11 protein-coding genes and 6 pseudogenes are annotated in these 22,703 nt (G+C 32.0%); 9 read left to right on the top strand and 8 right to left on the bottom strand.

Going from position 1 to position 22,703, the window contains the following annotated elements:
* Positions 1-100 precede the first annotated feature (100 nt).
* A pseudogene (locus tag I6L50_RS35875) lies at positions 101-204 on the top strand (RsfA family transcriptional regulator); the annotation flags it as partial.
* A gap of 380 nt (positions 205-584) precedes the next feature.
* On the opposite strand, the pseudogene I6L50_RS29400 reads toward I6L50_RS35875, so the two are convergent.
* Positions 585-1,532 (bottom strand): annotated as a pseudogene (locus tag I6L50_RS29400) (S8 family serine peptidase); the annotation flags it as partial.
* Positions 1,533-1,602: 70 nt separating this feature from the next.
* Here I6L50_RS29400 and I6L50_RS29395 point away from each other — a divergent pair.
* Positions 1,603-2,070, top strand: coding sequence for an RsfA family transcriptional regulator (locus I6L50_RS29395; protein ID WP_219303802.1), 468 nt, complete (start codon positions 1,603-1,605; stop codon positions 2,068-2,070).
* Positions 2,071-2,249: 179 nt separating this feature from the next.
* Here the strand turns inward: I6L50_RS29395 and I6L50_RS29390 are convergent, their stop codons facing one another.
* The 5 genes and pseudogenes from I6L50_RS29390 to I6L50_RS29370 form a co-directional block, all read right to left on the bottom strand.
* Positions 2,250-3,524: an MDR family MFS transporter gene (locus tag I6L50_RS29390; protein ID WP_219303801.1), complete on the bottom strand. Its 1,275-nt coding sequence runs from the start codon at positions 3,522-3,524 to the stop codon at positions 2,250-2,252.
* A 538-nt stretch (positions 3,525-4,062) separates the two neighbouring features.
* Positions 4,063-4,539: a GNAT family N-acetyltransferase gene (locus I6L50_RS29385; protein WP_219303800.1), complete on the bottom strand. Its 477-nt coding sequence runs from the start codon at positions 4,537-4,539 to the stop codon at positions 4,063-4,065.
* A gap of 283 nt (positions 4,540-4,822) precedes the next feature.
* Positions 4,823-4,906, bottom strand: a pseudogene (locus I6L50_RS29380) (GNAT family N-acetyltransferase); the annotation flags it as partial.
* Positions 4,907-5,157: 251 nt separating this feature from the next.
* Positions 5,158-5,523, bottom strand: a pseudogene (locus I6L50_RS29375) (ATP-binding cassette domain-containing protein); the annotation flags it as partial.
* Positions 5,524-6,465: 942 nt separating this feature from the next.
* Positions 6,466-8,175, bottom strand: coding sequence for a hypothetical protein (locus I6L50_RS29370; RefSeq protein WP_219303799.1), 1,710 nt, complete (start codon positions 8,173-8,175; stop codon positions 6,466-6,468).
* 1,321 nt (positions 8,176-9,496) lie between these two features.
* On the opposite strand from I6L50_RS29370, the gene I6L50_RS29365 reads away from it, so the two are divergent.
* Complete coding sequence (locus I6L50_RS29365) at positions 9,497-11,194, top strand: helix-turn-helix domain-containing protein (RefSeq protein ID WP_002068878.1); 1,698 nt, start codon at positions 9,497-9,499, stop codon at positions 11,192-11,194.
* 49 nt (positions 11,195-11,243) lie between these two features.
* Positions 11,244-11,465 (top strand): annotated as a pseudogene (locus I6L50_RS36030) (IS256 family transposase); the annotation flags it as partial.
* Here the strand turns inward: I6L50_RS36030 and I6L50_RS29360 are convergent.
* Together I6L50_RS29360 and I6L50_RS29355 are read right to left on the bottom strand one after the other, a co-directional pair.
* Positions 11,453-12,103, bottom strand: a complete 651-nt coding sequence (locus I6L50_RS29360; RefSeq protein WP_016096909.1) for an RpiB/LacA/LacB family sugar-phosphate isomerase — start codon at positions 12,101-12,103, stop codon at positions 11,453-11,455. The pseudogene I6L50_RS36030 and the gene I6L50_RS29360 sit on opposite strands and share 13 nt — an antisense overlap.
* A gap of 183 nt (positions 12,104-12,286) precedes the next feature.
* Positions 12,287-13,984: a helix-turn-helix domain-containing protein gene (locus I6L50_RS29355; RefSeq protein ID WP_219303798.1), complete on the bottom strand. Its 1,698-nt coding sequence runs from the start codon at positions 13,982-13,984 to the stop codon at positions 12,287-12,289.
* A 1,188-nt stretch (positions 13,985-15,172) separates the two neighbouring features.
* Between I6L50_RS29355 and I6L50_RS29350 the strand changes: the two genes are divergently transcribed.
* The 5 genes and pseudogenes from I6L50_RS29350 to I6L50_RS29330 all read left to right on the top strand — a co-directional run bounded on the left by I6L50_RS29350 (position 15,173) and on the right by I6L50_RS29330 (position 22,656).
* Positions 15,173-16,882 carry a hypothetical protein gene (locus I6L50_RS29350; RefSeq protein ID WP_219303797.1) on the top strand — a complete coding sequence of 570 codons (1,710 nt, stop codon included), beginning with the start codon at positions 15,173-15,175 and terminating at the stop codon, positions 16,880-16,882.
* A gap of 941 nt (positions 16,883-17,823) precedes the next feature.
* A complete protein-coding gene (locus I6L50_RS29345) occupies positions 17,824-17,964 on the top strand; it encodes a hypothetical protein (RefSeq protein ID WP_219303796.1) in 141 nt (46 codons plus the stop codon).
* A 159-nt stretch (positions 17,965-18,123) separates the two neighbouring features.
* Positions 18,124-18,801, top strand: a pseudogene (locus tag I6L50_RS29340) (papain-like cysteine peptidase).
* Between the two features lie 991 nt (positions 18,802-19,792).
* Complete coding sequence (locus tag I6L50_RS29335) at positions 19,793-20,542, top strand: sugar phosphate nucleotidyltransferase (protein ID WP_219303795.1); 750 nt, start codon at positions 19,793-19,795, stop codon at positions 20,540-20,542.
* 20 nt (positions 20,543-20,562) lie between these two features.
* On the top strand, positions 20,563-22,656 hold the full coding sequence (locus I6L50_RS29330; RefSeq protein WP_219303794.1) for a glycosyl transferase: 2,094 nt from the start codon (positions 20,563-20,565) through the stop codon (positions 22,654-22,656).
* Positions 22,657-22,703: the final 47 nt, after the last annotated feature.

Below are 22,703 nucleotides of genomic sequence, written 5' to 3'. Positions count from 1 at the left end.
AGCTGCATTCTCTTTATATAAAACGCATAAGGGAGATTGAAAAATGGTAAGTTTAAGACAAGATTCATAGACTGATGATAATGACTTACTTCTTACTACAATAGTACTTCAGAATATTCGTGACGGTAGAACACAAGTAGCTACTTGGCTAGAACACCTGTTGCTTGCGGATTTCGTTGGAACTCTTACGCACGAAAAAAATACAACAGGAAAAACGAAATTGAAACGCTGGAAACAACAAATCCCCGATCCAACAAGCTATATATATTACATTAGATGACACTATAATTTTTCTAAAAAATTATAAAAAAGTGAATGATGCAAAAAATCAACAAAAGAAAATTAAATATTTAAAAGCAAAAAGGACACCCTAAGATGTCTTTTTTCAATATGTCTATTGTGATATTTTATTTATTTTCAATTTGTTACAGCAAATAAAATATCCACAGAAGTACTTTCCTCTTCATATAGATAAAAGTACAATAGATAGGCTCTTATGCTACAACACATAAGAGCCTATCTCACTAGTATTATAAACAACCAGTTATATAATGTTCTTTCATACTAAATAGGAGGTATTTCTATTATTCTAGGAAAATGAAGTTAGAGTTCCCTTCACTATTAGCAGAATCCTCTCCTGGGAATGTAATAGTAGCTCCTTCATTCCCTTTATTTATTTCTTGTTCCTCAGGAAATACAATGGAAGAATCATTACTTAAGTTTGGTGAAAAACCAAGTTTAGATATGATGGCTTTTAAGTCAGGTAAAACACCAAGTTTATCAGAAATTGGATCACTTAAAATATCCCTAAGCTGGCTTGGTGTATATACTTTTCTACGATTAGTTTTTGTAATTCCTTGAATTGATGCAGCACCACCAGCAATGATAAGTGATGCACTAGACGTTCCACTAAAGCTATATGTATACGGATTTGTCATAAATTGATTTGGTTTAGCGCCTGTTGTATCTACTGCATTCCCCCCTCCATATACATCCACTCTATTACCATAATTAGAGAAAGATGAACGTTTATGAGGAACCCTTGCAGAAGCTGCTCCAACCATAATTCCCCCTGAATCTTTAAAATCAGGACTATTACGATTTAAAACTTGTTTACCATTACGGTCTCTAAATTGATCCAAATCATTTCCGCCGTTTGCACCTGCTTCAATGATAATACTTCCCTTACTTGTTCCCATACGAATTGCATCAAAGATATCCCGTTTTACTTCTACAGGAAGATAATTCTTATTTCCATATCCATCGTAGGTTGCTTGTGCTTCTAATAAAAGTATATCTCCGGCTTGCATATTGTTAACCGCACTTAATATAGCATCAGCTGTATTATACCTACTGTTATCTCTAATCTGAGACACAACCTTTACCTTAGCTTTTGGTGCAATCCCAATTCCACCTATGTTATTATTTTCTGCAGAAACAATCCCTAAGACAGAGGTACCATGATCATGATTGAATAACCAGCCATACTCCATATCTACAAAAGTCGTTCCTTTTCCATCTCCACCTTTAAGGAGGGTTCGTCTTCTATTTCTTTAATTAATTGCATATATGTAATAAAAAACATATAAGGGAGATTGAAGTATGATAATTTCAAGACAAGATTCATGGACTATTGATAATGATTTACTTCTCGCAACAATAGTACTTCAAAATATTCGTAACGGCGGAACACAGTTAGCTGCATTTAAAAAAGTGGCTAAACAATTGACTAGGACATCTGCTGCTTGTGGATTTCGTTGGAACTCATACGTGCGAAAACAATACACAGAAGAAATTAAACAGGCAAAACAAAATAGGAAGTTGGGAAACACCATATCCCCCTCCAAACAAAAAAAAGAAGCAAACTCTTTATCTATTACATTAGATGACATTATTATCTTTCTACAAAATTATAAAGAAGTGAATGAATTGACAAATTTACAACAGCAAATTGAATATTTAGAAGCAGAGAATAAATCCCTTCTCCAACGGTTAACTACATACGAAGAAGAGTATCGTATGTTAATTAACCATATCGATAAGACAAGAAATCTGATTGTAGTCGACTAAGAAGAATCAAATTAATTTTTATCATATTAAAACCGTAGCCTGTCAAAGTTACTATGTATGAATTAATTTCAATACATTATAAATGATAATAAGCAAAGCGCACGTTTATTGTTAATAAACGTGCGCTTTACTTAATTCATAAAATAGAAATTTTTTTCAACTTGATAACACTTTTAAAATTAAGATGTTTGTTTTATAGGTATCTGTTTACTTCTATTCTCAACAAGTTTATCTAATAATAAGTAAACAAATCCAGACATAACACATCCCACACCTAAGATTGTAAATAATATATGCCCTAGAAGATGCTCCAGTAATAAACCGCCTAAAAGGGGCCCTAATATATTACCTGTAATCCACTGCAGGTTAGCGGCTCCCATATAAGTACCCCTCAAATGTTCTGGAGCTAAATTAGCAACGAAAGTCATTTGGACGGGTGACATAATCATTTCTCCTAAAGTATAAACTGTATAAGCTATTAATAATGAAACTAAAATAACTAAATCGTTTGTGTTTATTACTTGAAACCACTTTGGTAACCATCCTATTGCCAAAAGACCAATACCAAAAAGAATTGCGCCATATAGCATTGATTTCCCAATCGATTTGTGAGTTAACCATTTTGAAATGGGAAATTGAAAAAAAACAACTAATAGGCCATTTAACGTCATTAAATATGGAAATGGATTACTATTTCCAAAAATTATTGTCTTCTCATTACTAAAATGAAGCGGTAACATACCTTCCGATTGCGAGAATCCCATAAATATAATGATTCCTGTAACTATATAGAAAAGTAATATCCTATCCCTTATAACAACTCTTAATGTGGATCTTATTGAATTTCCAGGTGGTTCTTCATGTATCATGACATTTTTAGGTTTTGTTTCCTTTAAAAACAGTACCATTAATATTGTATAAAACAGCATGGTTCCAGAAGTAATCAAAAAGATGACATCTTTTGATACATCTACAACTGCTGCGCCAATTATAGGACCTATCGCTGCTCCTATATTATGAGCCATTCTAAGTAATCCATATGCCTCAGTTCTTTTTTCTGGTTCTGTTACATCCGTAACCATTGCAGATGCGGCTGGTTCAAAAAAAGAGTTACATAACCCTAAACCGATAGATAAGATTGCATATGCTATAAAACCATCTATGAACAAAAAAAACAGCATTAATAACCCATTACTGGCCATAGAGAGTACCATAGTTGGTTTCCGGCCATAAGTATCTGCTATATGTCCTCCAATTAACGAGCCTATACTTGCTGCAATTGGAGATAAAGCTATGATCACACCTACCTCAAGCAAAGAATCTACTTTATCCTTTAAATATAATGCGAAAAATGGCATTAACATCATCATTGCAATACCATTTAAAGCTTCTCCAATAAAGCGAATCCATACATTAAGGTCCATCCCCTTGAACTCTTTCCATGTACTTCTCATATATATCTCACCTATGCTCACTGTATATTTTTTATTACAGAATTTATGAAGCGTGAAAGCCCACGCAGGACTTTAGTCCGTCTTTAGACGTGGGATGAAAGCAGCGTTTTTGCATAGCAAAACATAGTATACTTTATTTATAGTCATGCAAAAGACTCTAAAACGACTGTTCTCTGAAAACAGAATACATATGAGGTTGGGGTAGCAAATTCTTCTACTCCGTAAAATGTATTAAGTCGTCATGCAAAAGACGTAAAAACATTTGAGAACCAATAATCTGTATGGTATGGTCACAGTACCGTAGCCCACGAACTTATATGGTCTGTTGTGGGAGTGGTGATGGCACACCGCAATCTTGCACGTCAGCGATACCAGAAATGGACTTCGCCTTTGGTAGCAAGAATCCCACTGACGTTAGTCAGCTGGCCCCTTTAGGGGTGGGAGTGTCAATACCCACAAATCATAATGACGCATTACATCAAAAAATCGCAACTCTCCACATTTAATGGACGTTGCGATTTTTATGTACAAATAATTTTTATATATTTTTCGTTAACCTAATCATATCCATACATTGAATACCATTTTCATATATTTCTTCATTATAATTGCGTAAGAAAAAGTCCTTATCCACACTGGTTATTCTAAAACCACATTTTTGATAAAGGCCTAATTGCATTAAACTAGAATTCCCCGTGCCTATTTCTATAGTTTTATATTCTTCTTTTTTAGCATAGTCTATAGCAAATCTAAGTAAATATTTCCCATATCCTTTTCCTTGCTCTTTTTCGGAAACTGCTATATTTATAATCTCAATTGTTTCAGTTCGAGTAGGAATTAAAATCATAATACCCACAGTAACAGCACCTTTTTTTAAAACAAAACAATCCCCCTTTTTAAGATACCCATTAACTACTTCTGTTGAGGGATCAGCTAGTAATAATAACTCCATTTCTTCCATGTTAATACTTGTACCTTTTTCTATACTAATTCCATCCCAATTATTTAATTCCATTTCTAACATCCTCCCAATTAATATTTTCAATTAATATCTTAAATGAATTCCTTCTTATAAGACAATATCAACAACAATATTAATATTTAGTAATAGACAGAGTGTTGAGAAATCCTCTTGGATTTCCAACACTCTGTCATCTTTTCGAATTTTATAGAATAAATATCATAAAATATGATAGAAACTATAAATTTACCAATTAATCCACATAATAGGTATATACGTTATTTTATTTCTGTTTTTTCATTTCTTCTTGCCATGTAGCATCAAAACCACCTGAAGGCGTATACTCATGGACAGCTTGCCAATCTTTGAACTCAAATTTTCGTATTAAAAACCTCTCTTTTTTACAAAATTTTACATTTATTCCCTCCCCTCAAAAAATCGTAACTTTATTTCAAATCCACATTTAACCCTTAAAACAAAAAGAACTTGTAGGAATCTCTACAAGTTCTTTTTAATTTCAGATGAATATACGAGACAAAAAAACTATCTTACAGATTCATCATAGAAATTACAGGGGTAATGCTTTGACAAATATATTATATAACAAATATTAACAGCCATAAATTTTAATTTTGAAAATTACGTGTATTAAGAACGAAATTAGCTTTTTTCTTAAATATTATTAATTTCGTTTACTACTAACTTCTTTTTCCTTAAATAAACTGCTCGATCCGATTTTTTTGCAACTTCTTGTGAATGCGTAACTACAATTACACATTTATCCTCTTGATGAGCGAGCTCCTGAAACAACTCAATAATTTCATTTGCTGTTTCTCCATCAAGGTTTCCTGTTGGTTCATCAGCAATCAATAAATCGACATTGCAAGATAGTGCTCGAGCAATTGCTACACGTTGTTGTTGTCCACCACTTAGTTGCAAGACATTTCGTTTCGCTTCTACTTCTGTGAGTCCTACCTTCTCTAATAATTCTAATGCTCTTGCTTTTTTATTTTTTACCTTCACACCTGTAATTTCCATTAATCAACTATCCACTTTAAGTATGATTTACTTTTTTCGGAAATCTAAGAGAATATAAAAAAAATTTATATTTTATATCAAAGTTTTTTAGGAATGATTAATACTAAATAAAATGTTTATTACAGTACATAAAAGAACTAATTCCATTAAGAAATGAAATTGGTTTTACACAGGACCTATTCTCTATAGTAAGCATTAAACAATATTAAAACCTAATATAATATATATCTTTAATATATAAAGAAAAAAGATAATACTTTTATACAGAGGGAAAATAGTGTTAAAACAGTGCTGTGCTAAGGGTTCATAATTACTCTAGCCGCAAAAAATCATAAAAAGTAAATACTGGGAACGTACTTAATGAGCTGGATGATGATTAAAAACTACAAAATATCGTAAAGTAGGCATATAAAATCTACATATAATCATCGTTAATTTGATTCGAGTGAATGAATAAATAATAAATGCAAATTTCGCTGACTTACGAACAAACTTTCCACATTTCTTAAAAACTATGACCAATTTATTAACAAATTGGTCATAGTTAGGAACAGAATCCACTTTTTAAACATAACTAACAGAATTTTTTCTGATTTTAAGTAGATTTAGAGATAGAACATGATAAGAACAGTACTTAAAGCTTTCTATTATACACATCAGGACAAAATTATTAAGATATCAACAGAATAATAAAAAATATTTATGCTTTTTTATAGATGAAATGGCATAAAAAAATAAAAATTCAGATTCTTCAACTCGAAAATTGTGAATATCTCATTTTGTTTCACGTGCAATGTATGTAATTGCATAAAAAATAGAGAGTCGTAATCATTAAGATTGAAAACTTTCTCTCTGTTTTGTTTGAAGTAATGCATTCCACATGTTATCTCCAATACGAATAGCCCTCCACTTTTGTTTTTTCAAAAATAGAGAGCTTTATCTTTACATTGCTGGAAGCAGCTGATCGACCGTATGCGGTACTTCACTAGTTGAACGGTAATATGCTTCTAAGGACTGTAGAAACTGAATTAAATCAAAGTCTTCAGCGACCTCAATTACACGAATCTTTTCCTTCGGCAATTTATCAATTTTTTCAATGAACAGTTCACGAATATCGCTAGGGATTTGATTTCCTTTATGCCCACTAGATTTTAATAGTTCGCGAATTTCAATTTCTAATGCTGTATATGCGTTAATATTTACTCCTTGCTCATAAGCATATTTCCTAAATAGTGATTCCTCTTGATACTGCATGTAATTACGGTGATAAGCATCTATGGTTACAGGTACAGCATATTTCGCATGAAGCAGGTCATGCGCCTTCCGGAATAACTTTTGAACATTGCGTAAAGAGTATATAGCAAAATGAGTACCAAATTTAAAAATGGCCTCTTCTTGTTCATGCTTTGGTACATTGTGTGTAATTAAAGGATAAATACCAGTTTTAGCGGCTGTGTCTAATACACGATATTGAGAAGATTGCTTTAATAATTTACTTAGTGTATAAACAAGCTTTTTCGGATATCCTTCTTGTCGATCAATTATTTCTCGTAATCCACGAACTACTTGGCGAATTTGACGATGACAAGAGTGTTTTAAAACGTTAATGAATTGGTTCATATCCTTTGCAAATTCAGCAATATTCATTTCAACTAACAAGTTCTCAATGAATTTAACTTTACGCTTATATGTATCTCGTGGTGTAAATGGATCACGGTATTCTGCTCCTTCTTCTTTCGCGCATAAGAAATCAGGATGTACAGATAAATGCAATGTTGTGTATTGCTTTTTATTCCTCTTCCCTTTTTCTAACTTGCAAATTTTAAATAAAGGAGATCCAGTAGCAGAAAGTTTTGTTTCTAATTCCTCAAGTACAGCACGAATCTGATGTGGGTATTTCTTATGTAAGTAACGATACATACCACCAAAGTGTGTTGAGTTTCCTTGTTCATCAACTTTGAATAAAGAACGTTTCAGGGTAGTTTCGCGTTTCTGCTGCATTGCTACATCCATGAATAGTTTCTTAGCTGCAATGGATAACTCAAAGAATTCTTTGGTAAATACTATCGGGCTAATAAATGTATATGCATTTGCTTTATTCGTTTCCTTATTCATGAAATCAGTTAAGATGATTTTATATTTACCACTGTACTCATTTTCGATTGTAATGATGTTATGGAAACTTAACTTCTTCAAAGCCACATAAAATTGTGAGTGGTGAATATGTGCAAATGCTTCTTTATAATTTTTATAATCTTCCCAAAGCATGTGGATCGATACATGCGAAAGCTCACCATATGTATTACATTTTTTATAAAGAAATAGAAATACTTCTAAATCAGCATTTGTAATACCATATAGCTTATGTTTTCTGCCCTCATTTTTATCAAATACACTTACTTTATCTAAAACTTTTTTCATTTTCAGTGAAAAAGATGGCTTTGCTTGTTCAACAAACCCCTCTTCATCTGCAATTCGTTCTTCATAGGACATTGACTTCACAATGTCTTCTAAATAAGTATCTTTAAAACTGTAATACCTACCTTCCAAAGCTTCTACTAACTTTTGCCATGATTTAATTGTTACAATTACCGGTGTTGTTGTTTCACCATTCAAACTACGTTTGTTCTTTATAACGAAAGGTTTTTCCATCTTTTTCACCTCCTTTTATTTTAAGTTGCAGTTTTCCCCACAATTAGGTATAGAATTACATTTTTGATTATATCAAATCGAATGCTGGTGAAATCTGTCCCTTTAAGAGGAAAAACAAAAAAATGAAACGTGCCTCAATCCCTTGTGCGACAAGGGGTTTGACGTTTCATGAAAAAAAGTTTGTTGCCACCATAGGTCTATGAAGTTTAGTAAATATGAAACGTAGTATAAATTGTAGTAAATCTTTATTAAGCATTGATTTAATAGGGTTTTTCGCTGATTTCATTTTAAAGTTGTAGCCATCATATAGCTATAACGTTTCATGTTTTGGTTGAATAATAATATTTTGTAAATACCACATAAACGTTGTTATATAGGGATATAGATTTGCTTTTATTTGAAAAGTTGTAGCCATCATACCGCTATAAACGTTTCATTTTATTTCATATTTCCTGCCGTCATATAGCTATAGCGTTTCATGTTTTCAAAACAACTTAACTTATATAAAAAACCGCTGTAACCCTTGGTATATAAGGGTTTCCGTGATTTTTTATGATGATAGTTGTAGCCATCATATAGCTATAATGGTTTAATCGAGTTTTCAATCATATTTTATGAAATGGCTTTATATCAACGTTTATCATAAAATCATATAGAATAAAATTTTTTTTAGAAGGATAATGATCAGGGCATGCTCGTTTCATTTTTTAAGAGTTGTAGCCATCATATAGCTATAACGTTTCATAAATTACTAAATTGTAGCCACAATAGAGCTATGTCTAATTAAAGATAAGGAATTGCAGCCACAATAAGGCTGCATGATTTCAAGTAAAGAGTTATAGCCATGATAAGGCTGTATGATTTTAAGTAAAGAGTTATAGCCACAATAAGGCTGCATGATTTCAAGTAAAGAGTTATAGCCATGATAAGGCTGTATGATTTCAAGTAAGGAGTTATAGCCATGATAAGGCTGTATGATTTCAAGTAAGAAGCAGCTGGTTATAAAGGGTGTAACCTAATGTAGTAAGTTATCTAAGCTGTAGGAAGAAAATCAGTGTAAATAGTTAATTTACTTTTAAAAATTGAAACTGTATTGTAAAGTAGTAATTTTACAAATAGAAACAGTTTTATATAATAAAGACAAGCACAGAAGAAATTAAATGAGTCCATAATTAGATTGTATAAGAAAGCTGATACTTGTAAGGACTATTCTGATAATATTTTAACTTCAAGGCTATGTAGCCATCATATAGCTATGACGTTTCACATTTTTAAGATGCAAATTATGTTTGTAATTAACATTGTTAGGAGGTATTTAAATATGGAAAAAGTATTAGTATTGTTCAGTGATGCCCTCCTACTGGCTGCTCCAATTTATGAAGAAAATAAGCAGTTATGGGGCAAATGGAATAAATATTATAAAGAAGTACAAGAGAATCACGATAAATTAGTAACATCTGCTAATATGTCCCCTTCCTTTTCAACGCTTGTTTCTTGGTTAGGTCAGAAACAAGAGCAAGGAGTATCGGTATTGAACATTTATGCCAATCTGGATAAATATAAAATTGAGATTCAAAATGTACTAGATAAGATCATTGAACAAGAATTCGGAGGAAAAGTTGAAGCAGTTGAGCCAACTCAAATTTCAATTTTTGAAGATAGTCAGGTAAAAGAACATATAGCAGATATATCGGATGATTACTATCCTGTAACTAATGACGCAATGTACTATCAATTACGTGATGGAATAGCAAAAAATCATTTTGAGGAAGATGAAGCAGTAGCAAAACCGGTATTGCCATTAGAAACGAAAAATTCAAGTGGAGTTGCACAACTATCCTCACATAAGGATGAGGATTTGAGACTAGTTAACACAAACGAAGCAGAGAGATGGTCCATATTGGTCGATGGAGTAATTAGTAATATGGATGACCTTACAGCAGATTGTTTGGATACCATTACAATCCAGTGGCTAAATCAAGCTAAATCACCAGATGAATTCATAGATTTTAGTTATGAAAACGTATTGGAATTGTGCAATATGCCAAAAGCATCCGCAAATGGTGTAGAGTATTATCGCGCAGAAGATAAGATAAAAATAGCACAACGTATTGCAGCTTTAGCTAGTATCTTTATTTATTTGAATGATGATAATGAAGTTGTAGTATTGAACGATCAAGCAGAAACTGGGAAACAATTCGAAATGAAACGTGAAGTAATCAAAAGGCTGTTCGTACTTGATTCTGTAGTGTTATGGAGAGATAAGAATACTAATGAATACATGGGAATAGAATCCTGTAAGATTAAGCCAGGTAGTTTCTTATCAGGTTATTTGTATGGATCTAATAGTACAACTGCTTTATTGTCGAAAAAAGCATTAGAGTATAATAGCTATAGACACAAGTTTCATAAACGTTTAATACGTTATTTATCTTGGCAGTGGCGAATTCGTCAACAATACAGTACTTTAAAAAGGCCATACTCCATTGGTGGAGAAAAAGGTCTACTATCTGTAATAGGTATTAAAACAACGAAGGGTCGCCCAACTCGAATCCGAGAACAACTGGAAAATGTTTTAATTGACTTAGAAAAAGAAAATGTCATTTCACATTGGGCATATGCAGAAGAATTGGATGAAACAAAGATAGGCGAACGTAATTGGTTTAAAAATTACTATGAAAAGTTGGGAATCATTATCTTACCTCCAAAAGAACTGATGAATAATATAGATAGTATGGTGAAGAAAAAAACAATAGATATGCAAGAGAAGCAGGAAGAACCTTATACTGCAGATACAGTAAAACAAACTACTATAGGATCAGAGGATATGATTCGGGAAAAAATCATGCATCAGCATATGCATCAAAATAAAACAATGCGTGAGATAGCAGATGAAATAGGTTTATCCCCTGCTACGCTATCAAGATTTTGTAATAAAAAAATGAAACGCATTTCAAAAAGTGTTAATGAAAAACTTAACAAGTGGTATGAAAGACAAATGATTATAGAATCTATGTGAAAAGAAGCAGATACCTTTAAGAGGTACCTGCTTCTTTTTTAGAGAGTGTAATGTTGCCGAATATGTCAATTCAAGTTTCCGTAAGATAACGAAAAAGCGCTTTCCCGACCGGAAACGCCTTAATAAAAGTTCTGTTTTTACGTGTAAAAGAAATCCAAAACAAATGGAATGTCGGTCATATCCGCAAGTGGTCAATGGTGTTGAATCAATTTATAGATAACGATAAATTCGCCAAAACGTATTGAAAAAATACAGTATTTACCTATCGTAATTTAAATGCTTCGTTTGTTCGATAAGATAATTTGATATATCTGTGTTGGTACCATTTCGCAAGAGGAATTCCACTAAATCTTGCTTTTGAAGAACAGGATTAATAACGGCTCCATCTATCTGACTTAGAATCTCAACGATGCCATGATGTGAAAAACTCTTGATTGCTTTAAAAAGTTCTGCATCACGTTTCTTTCGTTCGGCGGATTCTTCAGGATACCCAGTATTGAACGGTTCTTCAAATAGTTTCTCAAGCGTGAAGCGAAGATTTAATTCGCCCGCCCAACCGAAGTTCAATCCAAGTGGCAGTGATGCACAGTTTCCGTTATTTATCCTACCGAATAGGAACGCATCTGTTGGAGTTGGCAGATAACCACTAATGACATTCGGAAGTGTATTACAGGCAATCGACATACCAACACCGCTACTACATCCAGTGACGACAAAATCAACTGCACCTGAATTTAGAAGTAGACCAACAGCTAAGGACACTTGGATATAGCTTAACTCGGATTCTTCAACTGTAACACCAAAATTGAGCACTTCATATCCATGCCTCGCCACAGCCCTTTTTGTCTCTTCAAAAATCAGTTCATTTTTGCTAATTTGGGTACTTGCTTGTATCACCGCTATCTTCATTCTTCCACGACCTTTCGATTTAATTATCACACAAACCGAAAGTCAAAAGAAGATAAAAAAGACAGAAGCGATCTTGCTTTAATATTTGCTATTCTATGTGTTCGTTTCAAAAACTTACACAGATTTCTTGACAATCCCAATATTTTATTTATAACTATTTCTATAAGTAGTTTTTAGTCTAAGTTACATCTTCTCTAATATTTCTTGTCTTTCACACCATTTTGTTAACTTTTCTAATGCTTTTTTAGACAAGCGTTTTGTTTTATAATTACAAAATCTAGACAGCGTAGATGGCGAAATACTAACTTCATCTGCTATTTCACGAATACTTACATTTTTTTCATTATGCACTTTCAGTATTTGATCCCGAATTTTCTTCTCTCTTTGTTCGACGGGTTCCACAGTCTCCCTAACCTCTTCAACAACTGTTACTACAGGTAATTGATCTTGTGGTTCCTCTATAAATTTCTTTCCTATTCCACTATCCATTGACTGTAGCATTTCCTCAGGCGGCAAAATAGTTATACCTAAGTTAGAGTAATAATTTTTAAACCAGTTACGTTTCCCAACTTGTTGTTCATCAAGCGGGTCACTATACTCCCAATGAGAAATTACCTTCTCATTTTCTAAATCCATTAAAACATTCTCTAGCTGTTCTCTAATTCGATTTGGCTTCCAATCTTTTGGAATATCCATTACTGATAGTAAACCCTTGTCCCCTCCTATAGAATATGGCTTTTTCAATGATGAATACATTTGTCTAATTCTCCATTGCCATGTTAAATATCGAATTAACCTTTTATGATATTTATGTCTATAACTATTGTATTCAAGTGCTTTTTTTGACAATAATGCTGTTGTATTATTTGATCCGTATAAATAATTCGTTAAAAAACTACCTGGCTTAATACGACAAGATTCAATCCCCATATATTCGTTTGTAACACTATGTCTCCACAATACAACCGAATCTAAAACAAATAACCTTTTAATAACCTCACGCTTTAATTCTACTCGTTCTCCTTCGTCATCACGATCGTTTAGTACTACGACCTCATTATCATCATTTAAATAGATAAAAATACTTGCTAAAGCCGCAATCCTCTTCGCTATTTTAATTTTATCTTCCGCTCGATAATATTCTTTATTTTTAACGACTGTCTTTGGAATATTGCACATCTCTAAAACTTGCTCGTATGAAAAATCAATGAATTCATCTGGAGATTTCGCCTCATTTATCCACTGTATTGTAATTGCATCTAAACAGTCTGCCGTCAAATCATCCATATTACTCATTACATCATCAACAAGGGTATTCCATCGAGCGGATTCTTCATTATTTGTAAGTCTTAAATCCTCGTCTTTGTGTGAAGAAAGTTGAGCTACACCATTAGAAGACTTCGTTTCAATGGGATACTGTAGGACTTTACTTTTTTCATCTTCTTCAAATTGATTCTTTGCAATTCCATCTCTTAGTTTATAATAAACAGCAGAATTATTTACTTCGTAATAATCCTCATGGTTCACTATATTTGTCTTATCTATATTTTGATCATTTTCTAATATTATGGAATTTGAATGCGCTACATTCTGAAATTCTTTTTCTATATACTGTTCAATTTCCTTATATATTTCTTCCTTATAATAATCAATCTTCGCATAAATTTGTACTAATGTAATTCCGGATTCTTGCTTTTTCTCTAACCAAGATACTAATGCAGTAAATGATGGAGAAGCATAGTGTGAGGTTAGTACTTTGTTATTATTGTTTTCAACATCTTTAAAGTACGCATTCCACTTATTCCATAATAGCTCGTTCGTTTTATAAATTGGCTCAGAGATTAGCAATGCATCTCGGAACATTTGTAATAAGTTATCCACTTTATATTCCTCCCTAAACCATGGATCACAACAAAGTAGTTTTCATCATAAAAATCTTTACTACTATTATATTTAATTTATTGTAACAGATATTTACAAGATTTTGCGGTTTCTTCTCCTTAACTTGCAACATGTTTGCTCTTTCTTTTCCCTATTCCTCTTTGCTTGTATTCCTTTTGCGCTTTTCTTTCCTTTCCTCTACAACTTGCAACACGTTTGCTCTTTCTTTTCCCTATTCCTCTTTACTTGCATTCCTTTTGCGCTTTTCTTTCCTTTCCTCTACAACTTGCAACATGTTTGCTCTTTCTTTTCCCTATTCCTCTTTGCTTGCATTCCTTTTGCGCTTTTCTTTCCTTTCCTCTACAACTTGCAACATGTTTGCTCTTTCTTTTCCCTATTCCTCTTTGCTTGCATTCCTTTTGTGCTTTTCTTTCCTTTACTCTACAACTTGCAACATGTTTGCGGTATCCTTACCCTATTTCGTCTAACTTGCAACAGTATATTTTTTTCTCAACCTAATACATTACACAAAAAATCGTTCTATTTTTAAATTTTTGAGTGATTTTTTTATACTTTCAACAAGTTATTCAAATAAAATGCAACATGTTTGCGGTATCCTTACCCTAACTTTTTTGTCTTTTTTAATCCAATCCCTTATATATCAAGGGATTAGGTGCTTTTACTTATTCTTATACATATAATTCAACTTGCAACACGTTTGCGGTATCCTTACCCTTATTTTTCGCATAAGATGCAACACTGTTTGCGGTATCCTCACCCTATCGTAATCCATACAAATCTAATTAAACCTATTACATCAACGATAATCGTTATATTTCATGATTAATAAGCATACTTCTTAACTTGCAACACGTTTGCGGTATCCTTACCCTAACTTTTTTGTCATTTTCCATCTAATCCCTTATATATCAAGTGGGGAGATGACTTTTTACTTATTCTTATACATATAATTCAACTTGCAACACGTTTGCGGTATCCTTAACACAAAAAAAATTAATAGAATTCTCATATCCCTTGATACACCTAGCTTTATAAGCTGTTGCAAGTTGCTATCTTTCTTCTTAAAGGAGCACCTTTCACCAATTTTCGATTTGCTATAATCAAAATTGGTATATTTTATAGTATTTTGACATATATTTCTGAATTTGCAGAACGGAGGTGAAAAAGATGGGGAAATCATTTATTATTCAAAATCAGCGTAGCTTAAATGGAAAAACAACAAATGCTGTTTTAGTTACACTAAAATCTTGGCAGAAGTTTGTTGCAACATTTGAGGAGAAGTACTACAGCTATAAAGATACATATTTAGAAGATATTCTGCAGCGCATGACATACGAAGAACGTATTGCGGATGTAGAAGGCTTTGTCGAACAAGCGAAACCATCTTTTTCACGTCGAGCAATGTCTGCACTTGCAGAAAAAACAGGAAGAAAACATAAGTTATATGGTATTACGAATGCAGATCTTGAAGTGTTCTTATATCTACATAAAAAATGCTTTACTAATGGTGTCATTCCAAATGTAACGATACATATGATGTGGGAAGATTACAAGCAATATAAAGAAGAATTTGCATACATCCAGCATTCTCAGTTCTATATTGCTCTAAAGAAATTAAGTATACATAACATAATCTCTATCGAAAATGGCGTAGATGGTCGATATACAATCAAATTGACTCATTTTATGAATGAAGAAACAGAAAAGGCTAATCCCTACGTATATATTAGTCCTGTTGTATTTACAAAGGCTTTCTTTAAGCTATCTGTAGCAGCTAAGAAACTATTCTTAGACATTGCTATGCAACAACATACCGAAACAACGTTAAAGCGTTCTTTAGACAAGCAGGACGAAAGGGGCAACAAAACTCACTTTGGTGGGATGTATCGTTTCTTACATAAAAAATATCCGCACCAAATCCGTGCGGTTATCGAAGAATTAACAACTGCTTTACCATGTACGGGTAATCCCCTATTCAAAATATGCAAAATGCAAAAAGGTGTAAGGCATACAAAACGATATACAACCTTATATCTATCTATCCATTCGGACTTCTTATGTACGAAAGAATCTGGAGAAGAGCAACACAGGGATCCATTTACACCAAAAGCTACCTATGCTCGTAAAGCGAAATTTATTGAATCAGTCCTACAAGAAATGAATATCGGTGAACTGTCTTCAGACATGAATAAATTCATTCATGTTTTAAAGCATACTTGTCATCGTCAAATTCGTGGTGTAATTCGTGGACTTCGTGACATGGTTGATCGAAAAGAAGGATACCCAACGAAAATTGTATATACATTGAAAAAATTATTGCATCAAACATCTCAATATCAAATTCTTGATACTTCGGCGAAAGAAGGCATCTACCCTCTTATTGCGCAACATGTACCAAAAGAGAGAAATAGTGACCGTGAACAAGCTGTCTTTAATTTTGGACTACATTATTCCATGTACTCTCTTCGCAACATTAAGAAGATGTTTAAAAATGTGCATGCACTACTGAAGCAGAAGTTTGCGATACCAGTGACGGAAGAGTCTTATCACCGTAATTATCTAAAATACCAGGAAGAAACGTTATTTAGAAAATATGCATATGATCAGGGAGTGAATCTCCATACATATATCGCTTTAGAAATTGAAATGCGTGAAAAATTAAAAGTTCGTGGCCATAAAGAACGCACGATTCCAAGTGATGTACGTGAATGGTTTATCGAGGCAATTGATAAGCTTCCACAAGAAAAACTTCGTGTTATTGAGCTGCCAAAGCAGTTTAATTTACTAGAGTTTATGCGTACCTTCGAACGTTTAGTACGTGCTGGTGTAACAATAACAGCTCCAGATCAGGTGCTAACCGCAATGGAAATAAAATAATAGCAACAAGCTCTCTATTTTTGAAAACATCGAAAGTAGAGGGCTATTCCTATTTGTTTCATTAAGATCCCTTTTGCACTACTTTATTTATAAATACCAAATCAGAAGGACTTCATGTAAAATGGAGTCTTTTTTTATACAATTCTATACAAATCCTCTTCTACCTATAGAATAATCTCCACACTACATATTGAATATTCTTCACGTATAGTAAAACATCCGATTTTATATCTACAAAAAATCAGAAGGATATTTATAAAAACAGTGGATATGAGGACAATTATGATCAAATGTGAATAATATTTTCCCAATACCCTTGATAATACTAGTGCCGTTGCATTTATCTAATAAAAATCATCAATAATAATGTGAGTTATGTGTAAATACTGAGTAATGTTAACAAATAGCGCCATTATCTGAATAAATTGTGGATAATCGGACGCTACATACTGCTCCATTTACCAAAATAAAGAAAATAAGCCCTATTTACATGGTTGAATAAATATAATGTGTTTTGTATCATTTTCTTTCCGATTTCATGTAGAAACATACAATTTTTTTTCTGCTTTTTTGTAGAATTGAAAGTCTAATAATCATTGAATCTACGGATACATTTTCTACTATTTATGATTTTTTATGTTCTAACATCAAATTTTTCCTTGTGGGAGTAAGTCTTTTCCCTATTTTTGATAACCTATAAAAGTTTTATCTTTATTTCTTTTTAATATATAAGATATATATTTATAATAGATTTTATTATTACTAGTATGCTTGTTAATAAGATGTCGGACCTAATTGAAAATATTTATTAACTCAGTTATAATAATGGTAATTTAATGTATCATTACCCACATACTAAAGGACAAACCTACGTATCCCTACCAGGGCGAGGTTTGTCCTTTTTTTATTTTAATAAACAATTAATATTGGGAGGATCAAACATGGCTGTACTAAAAGATACAACTTATATAGAAACGAATACATATAACGAGATTAAATTTTTCAAAGGGATTATCTGGAGATTCATATTTGTAGTTCCTTTTTGGAGTATGATTATAACATTATTGTTATGGTATTTTTAATATCACCTTGGGTATTCATTTAAGCAGTAAAATACAAAATAATTATAAAATACTGTGTACAAATAAAAGATAAATAATTCACAATTTCAATTACTTTTTTCGTTGACAACATATACTAAACTAGTAATTTTAAATATTTTACAAAAAAGGATGATGAGGATGAATTTAGAAAATCTAAAAAAATCATATGACACAGTCGTGAGTTTGGGAGGATTATGCCAAGTCACCAATCAATTAAAGAGGCATAATTTAAGAACATTTTCAGGACCATTAGATTGGTTTTATTATCCCTCCCTTTCAGATGTAAACAGATTACTTCAAAATCGATTTGAAAAATTTATGAATCTTGAAAATATGGTTATAGAAGGTTCAGAAAGCTACGGGCTTATTGAATCAGAATTTGATAATCAAACTAAATGAGCAGAGCGAATTACCTACTGTATAAAGGACACTTATTATAATTGTCTTTCAATGCATGACTTTCCTATCAACCCAGGGGAGGATTGGAAAGTCAACTATCCCTCATTTAAAGCTAAATTAACCACTAGAATTAATCGTTTTCTTGAAAAAATAACTAACAGTGAATCTATTTTATTCATTCGGATATGGGGAAATCGAGATGAAGCAGTTGAATTACAAAAGGTATTATCCAAAATTACTAATAAAGATTTTAATATTCTTATTATTAATTTTGCAGAGGGAATACCGGATGTTGTTGAACAAAATTGGGGAATAGCAAGGGTTTGTTCGATTGAAGTCCCACGTTATCAGGACAGATGGGAAGGTGATGATTCCGATTGGGATTATATTTTAAATAATATAGCAGTAACCTTTTAACTTTTTTCTTACTTTTAGCATAATTGTATCCGCTAATTCTAGTATTCACACGGGTGTAGAGAAATAATTTTACTTTCAATTAATGCGCACTTAATTGAAAGTAAATTCATATAGTAAATTATAGTTCTTTCTTTATAGGATAAATAGTTCTTTACAAAATGAATCTCATCACTAGAGCACTTTTATATGGTGCTCTTTTTATATTTTTAGTAAAAATGAAATATTTGTTTACTTAGCCTTTGATAACCTTTTAACACTTAATTTTCGCGTTATCCTCTTCTTTATTTTTTCTTCTGTTATTTTTCTCTAATAATTATGTTTTGCTGACGCAGTATGTTCACTACTACTTAGCATTTCATGCTTCACCTTGCTCTCACTATGATTATGTCTATCTTGATCTTTATCATCTCTATTTTTATGTTACTGCTCATACACATCCTCATGCTCTGATTTTTCACTAGTCTGCTGCTCTTTCTTTTCCCCTTCATCATGATGACTTTCATCCTTATTCTGTTTATTCTCTACTTCTTTATGCCTTTTTTCACTTGCCGTTATTTTATTTCCTTCATGCTCTTCTTCTTTTATCGCCTTAATTTCTTTTTCTTTACCAACAACCTATTTCTTTGCTTTTTTAAGCCATTTTCCATACCTCCAGAAAAATCATATTTACATTTTAGATACCTATGAAATGTAAATAGCAAATATAATATTTCCGAATCACATAATATTATATTTGCTTCATTCCAGCACCTATTTACACATGTAATCAACAGTAGTAAATGAACTGAAAAATAAACTTGAAAATAACTTAAATTTACATACAATTTGTGGCTAACTGCAATATGTATTCCCAACATCTAATCCTCATTTGATTTATATAATTTAAAAAATACTTTTAGTGGATTATCATTACGGTACATCCGTGTATACATTTATCAGACAGGCCGCATAGTTTAAATTAGTTAAATATATAGGGGAAGGAGATGAGTCTATGAAAGTCATAATTTTGTGTGGCGGAAAAGGACTTCGGATGCAAGGAATTTTAGAGGATATTCCAAAGCCATTAGTTAGAGTTCAAGGAAAGCCTCTACTCTTGCATATAATGAATTGGTATAGCAAATATGGACATTCTGATTTTATTTTGCCTTTAGGATATAAAGGCGAGAAAATTAAAGAATATTTTATGGACTACAGCTGGAAAGAGCATGACTTTAGTTTGAATGTTAAAACCAATCAATATAAATTGCTTCAGGAATTAGAACAGTGGAATATACACTTTATAGATACAGGAATCAATACAATGACCGGAGCAAGATTAAAAAAACTTGAAACATTTGTACAGGATGAAACTTTTTTATTAACTTATGGTGATGGATTAGCCAATATAGATATTAATCAACTTATGGCATTCCATAAAGAAAAAGGAAAAGTTGCCACATTAACTGGAATTAAAATGAATAGTCAGTATGGTCTATTGGCAGTCGAAAATGGAATCGCTATTGACTTTAAAGAAAAACCATTACTTGATGCAGTAATAAACGGAGGTTTTTTTGTATTTAACAAAGAAATATTCAATTATTTAAGTAATAGCGAGGATTGTATTCTTGAAGAAGAACCTCTTCGAAACTTAATAAAAGATAATGAGCTCGCAGTTTATGAACACAATGATTTTTGGGCTAGTGTGGATACACCTAAAGATTTACAAATTGTAAATGAAAGCTGGAATCCTAATAAAAATTAGTGGAAAGGACTGAATAAACATTGAACTCTAATGATGAAAAAAAAAGTTTACCGCGCTTGTATATCCCCTCTAATCAGAAAAAAGATAATCCACTTCCAGCAAATATTAAAGCTTTAAATCCCTCCAAAAAAACTCCAAAAAAAAAGCCGAATCCTATATTTTTTAATAAACAAAATGATTTAAATAATCATTTTTGTGTCATAGTAGGTACTGAATACGTCGTGAAAATCATTGCCTTACAACAATCTTTAATACAGTACTCTCAAAAATTCACATTGTGGGTTTGTTGTATAAATCCATTAGCATATTCACTTTTAAAAGAAATGAATCTAGCTAATGTAAACCTTTTACAAGTGGAGGAATTAGAAGATAATGAACTAAAAGCAATTAAGAAAAAAAGAAAAGTTAATGAATATTGTTGGACTTTGAAATCTGTCCTGATTGAACATTTATTGGTAAATTATGATTTACCATCCATTCTATATTGTGATGGTGATTTATGCTTCTTCTCGGATCCTACTATTATTTTTGAAGAATGGGGTGAACATTCTATTTTTCTCACACCTCAGAGAGATCGCGATTGGGTGGAAAAAATGTACGGAAAATACCAAGCTGGTCTAATTGGGTTTAAGAATGATCTCTACGGACTAAAAAGTGTACGATGGTGGAAAGATAAATGTTTAGATTGGTGCAGTGCTGAACCTGAAGATGGGAAGTTTGGTGACCAAAAATATTTAGATTTTATCCCTATTTATTTTCCAAAAGTAAAAGTGTCAAATAACCTAGGAATAAATGCTGCCCCTTGGAACTGTATATATAATAATGATTACAAAATTGATAAAACTAAAAACGATATATATATTGAAACCGATAAACTAATTGTTTACCACTTTGCATGTATTACTATTTTTAACGAAAATGATTTTGATCTTTGGTCTTTAGGAGCAATTTCAATACCAAATAATATATTAAACCATATTTACACCCCATATTTAGAGAGAATCCAATTTGTTTTAAAGCAATTAAGAGAAAAATTCAATAAAAATACTAAACAACTTTTAAGTACAAAAGATATCAATGAAGCTCAAACCTTATATAAGGATTCACAATTAAGAAGAAAAATGAATCAATCCAATCATTTTATGAACTTTTCCATGATTATAAGCCAGCAGCGATTAATTCAAGGATTGACTTCTTATTATTCCCTAGAAAACCTTAATGCTAAATTTACTGTATGGATCTGTTGTATGGATGATTTAACTTATCAAATTTTGAAAAAATTAAAATTAAAGCACGCCATACTAATTCCTGTAAAAGATATTGAAAATCATGAACTCTTAAGTATAAAAAATGAAAGAAGCTTGCAAGAATATTGTTGGACATTAAAAGCACCTCTTTGTCTCCATATCCTTACTCTTTATCCGGAGGTCGATCACATTATACATTGTGATGCTGATATGTATTTCTTTACAGCGCCTAATATAATTCTTGATGAATGGTGGAAGTATTCTGTATTTCTTTGCCCACAAAGAAGCTCTACTGAAATTGAAAATATACACGGTATGTACCAAGCAGGTCTAGTTGGCTTTAAAAACGACCAAAATAGTAAAGATATTCTGACATGGTGGAAAGATAAATGCCTAGAATATTGTAAAGACCATAATGATGTTGAAATGAATAGATGGGGCGACCAAAAATATTTAAATCACATTCCTAATATTTTTTCTAATATAAAAATCATGACTAAAAAAGGGATTGATGCAGCACCTTGGAATGTAATTCTAAATAACACTCCAATATCAAAAAAAGATAGCAAAATTCTTATAGATCAAGATGAATTAATTGCTTTCCATTTTGGAAGTATGAAGATCATTAATACAAATGAATTCGATTTATGGGAAAAAGAAACTTTAGAAATACCTCAAGTAATTTTAGATTCTATGTATATTCCTTATATAGAACAAGTGCAAAATACATGTCGTATTATTCATAATACTTTTGGGGAATCCCTCACCCCTTTATTTGCTGGACAATTAGATAATTCCACACTAAAAAATTATTTTAAATACTCCTCCTCGCATCGCAAGCGAAATTTATTTTCTACTTTTTTATAAATAAATCTATTTGTGCCATCAACAAAGAATACAACTTAATAGATAAA

It is taken from the genome of Bacillus sp. FDAARGOS_1420 (genome assembly GCF_019344915.1).
Classification (GTDB): Bacteria; Bacillota; Bacilli; order Bacillales; family Bacillaceae_G; genus Bacillus_A; species Bacillus_A mycoides.
Note: the sequence above shows the minus strand (reverse complement) of the source record. Positions and strands in the feature narration are given on the sequence as shown.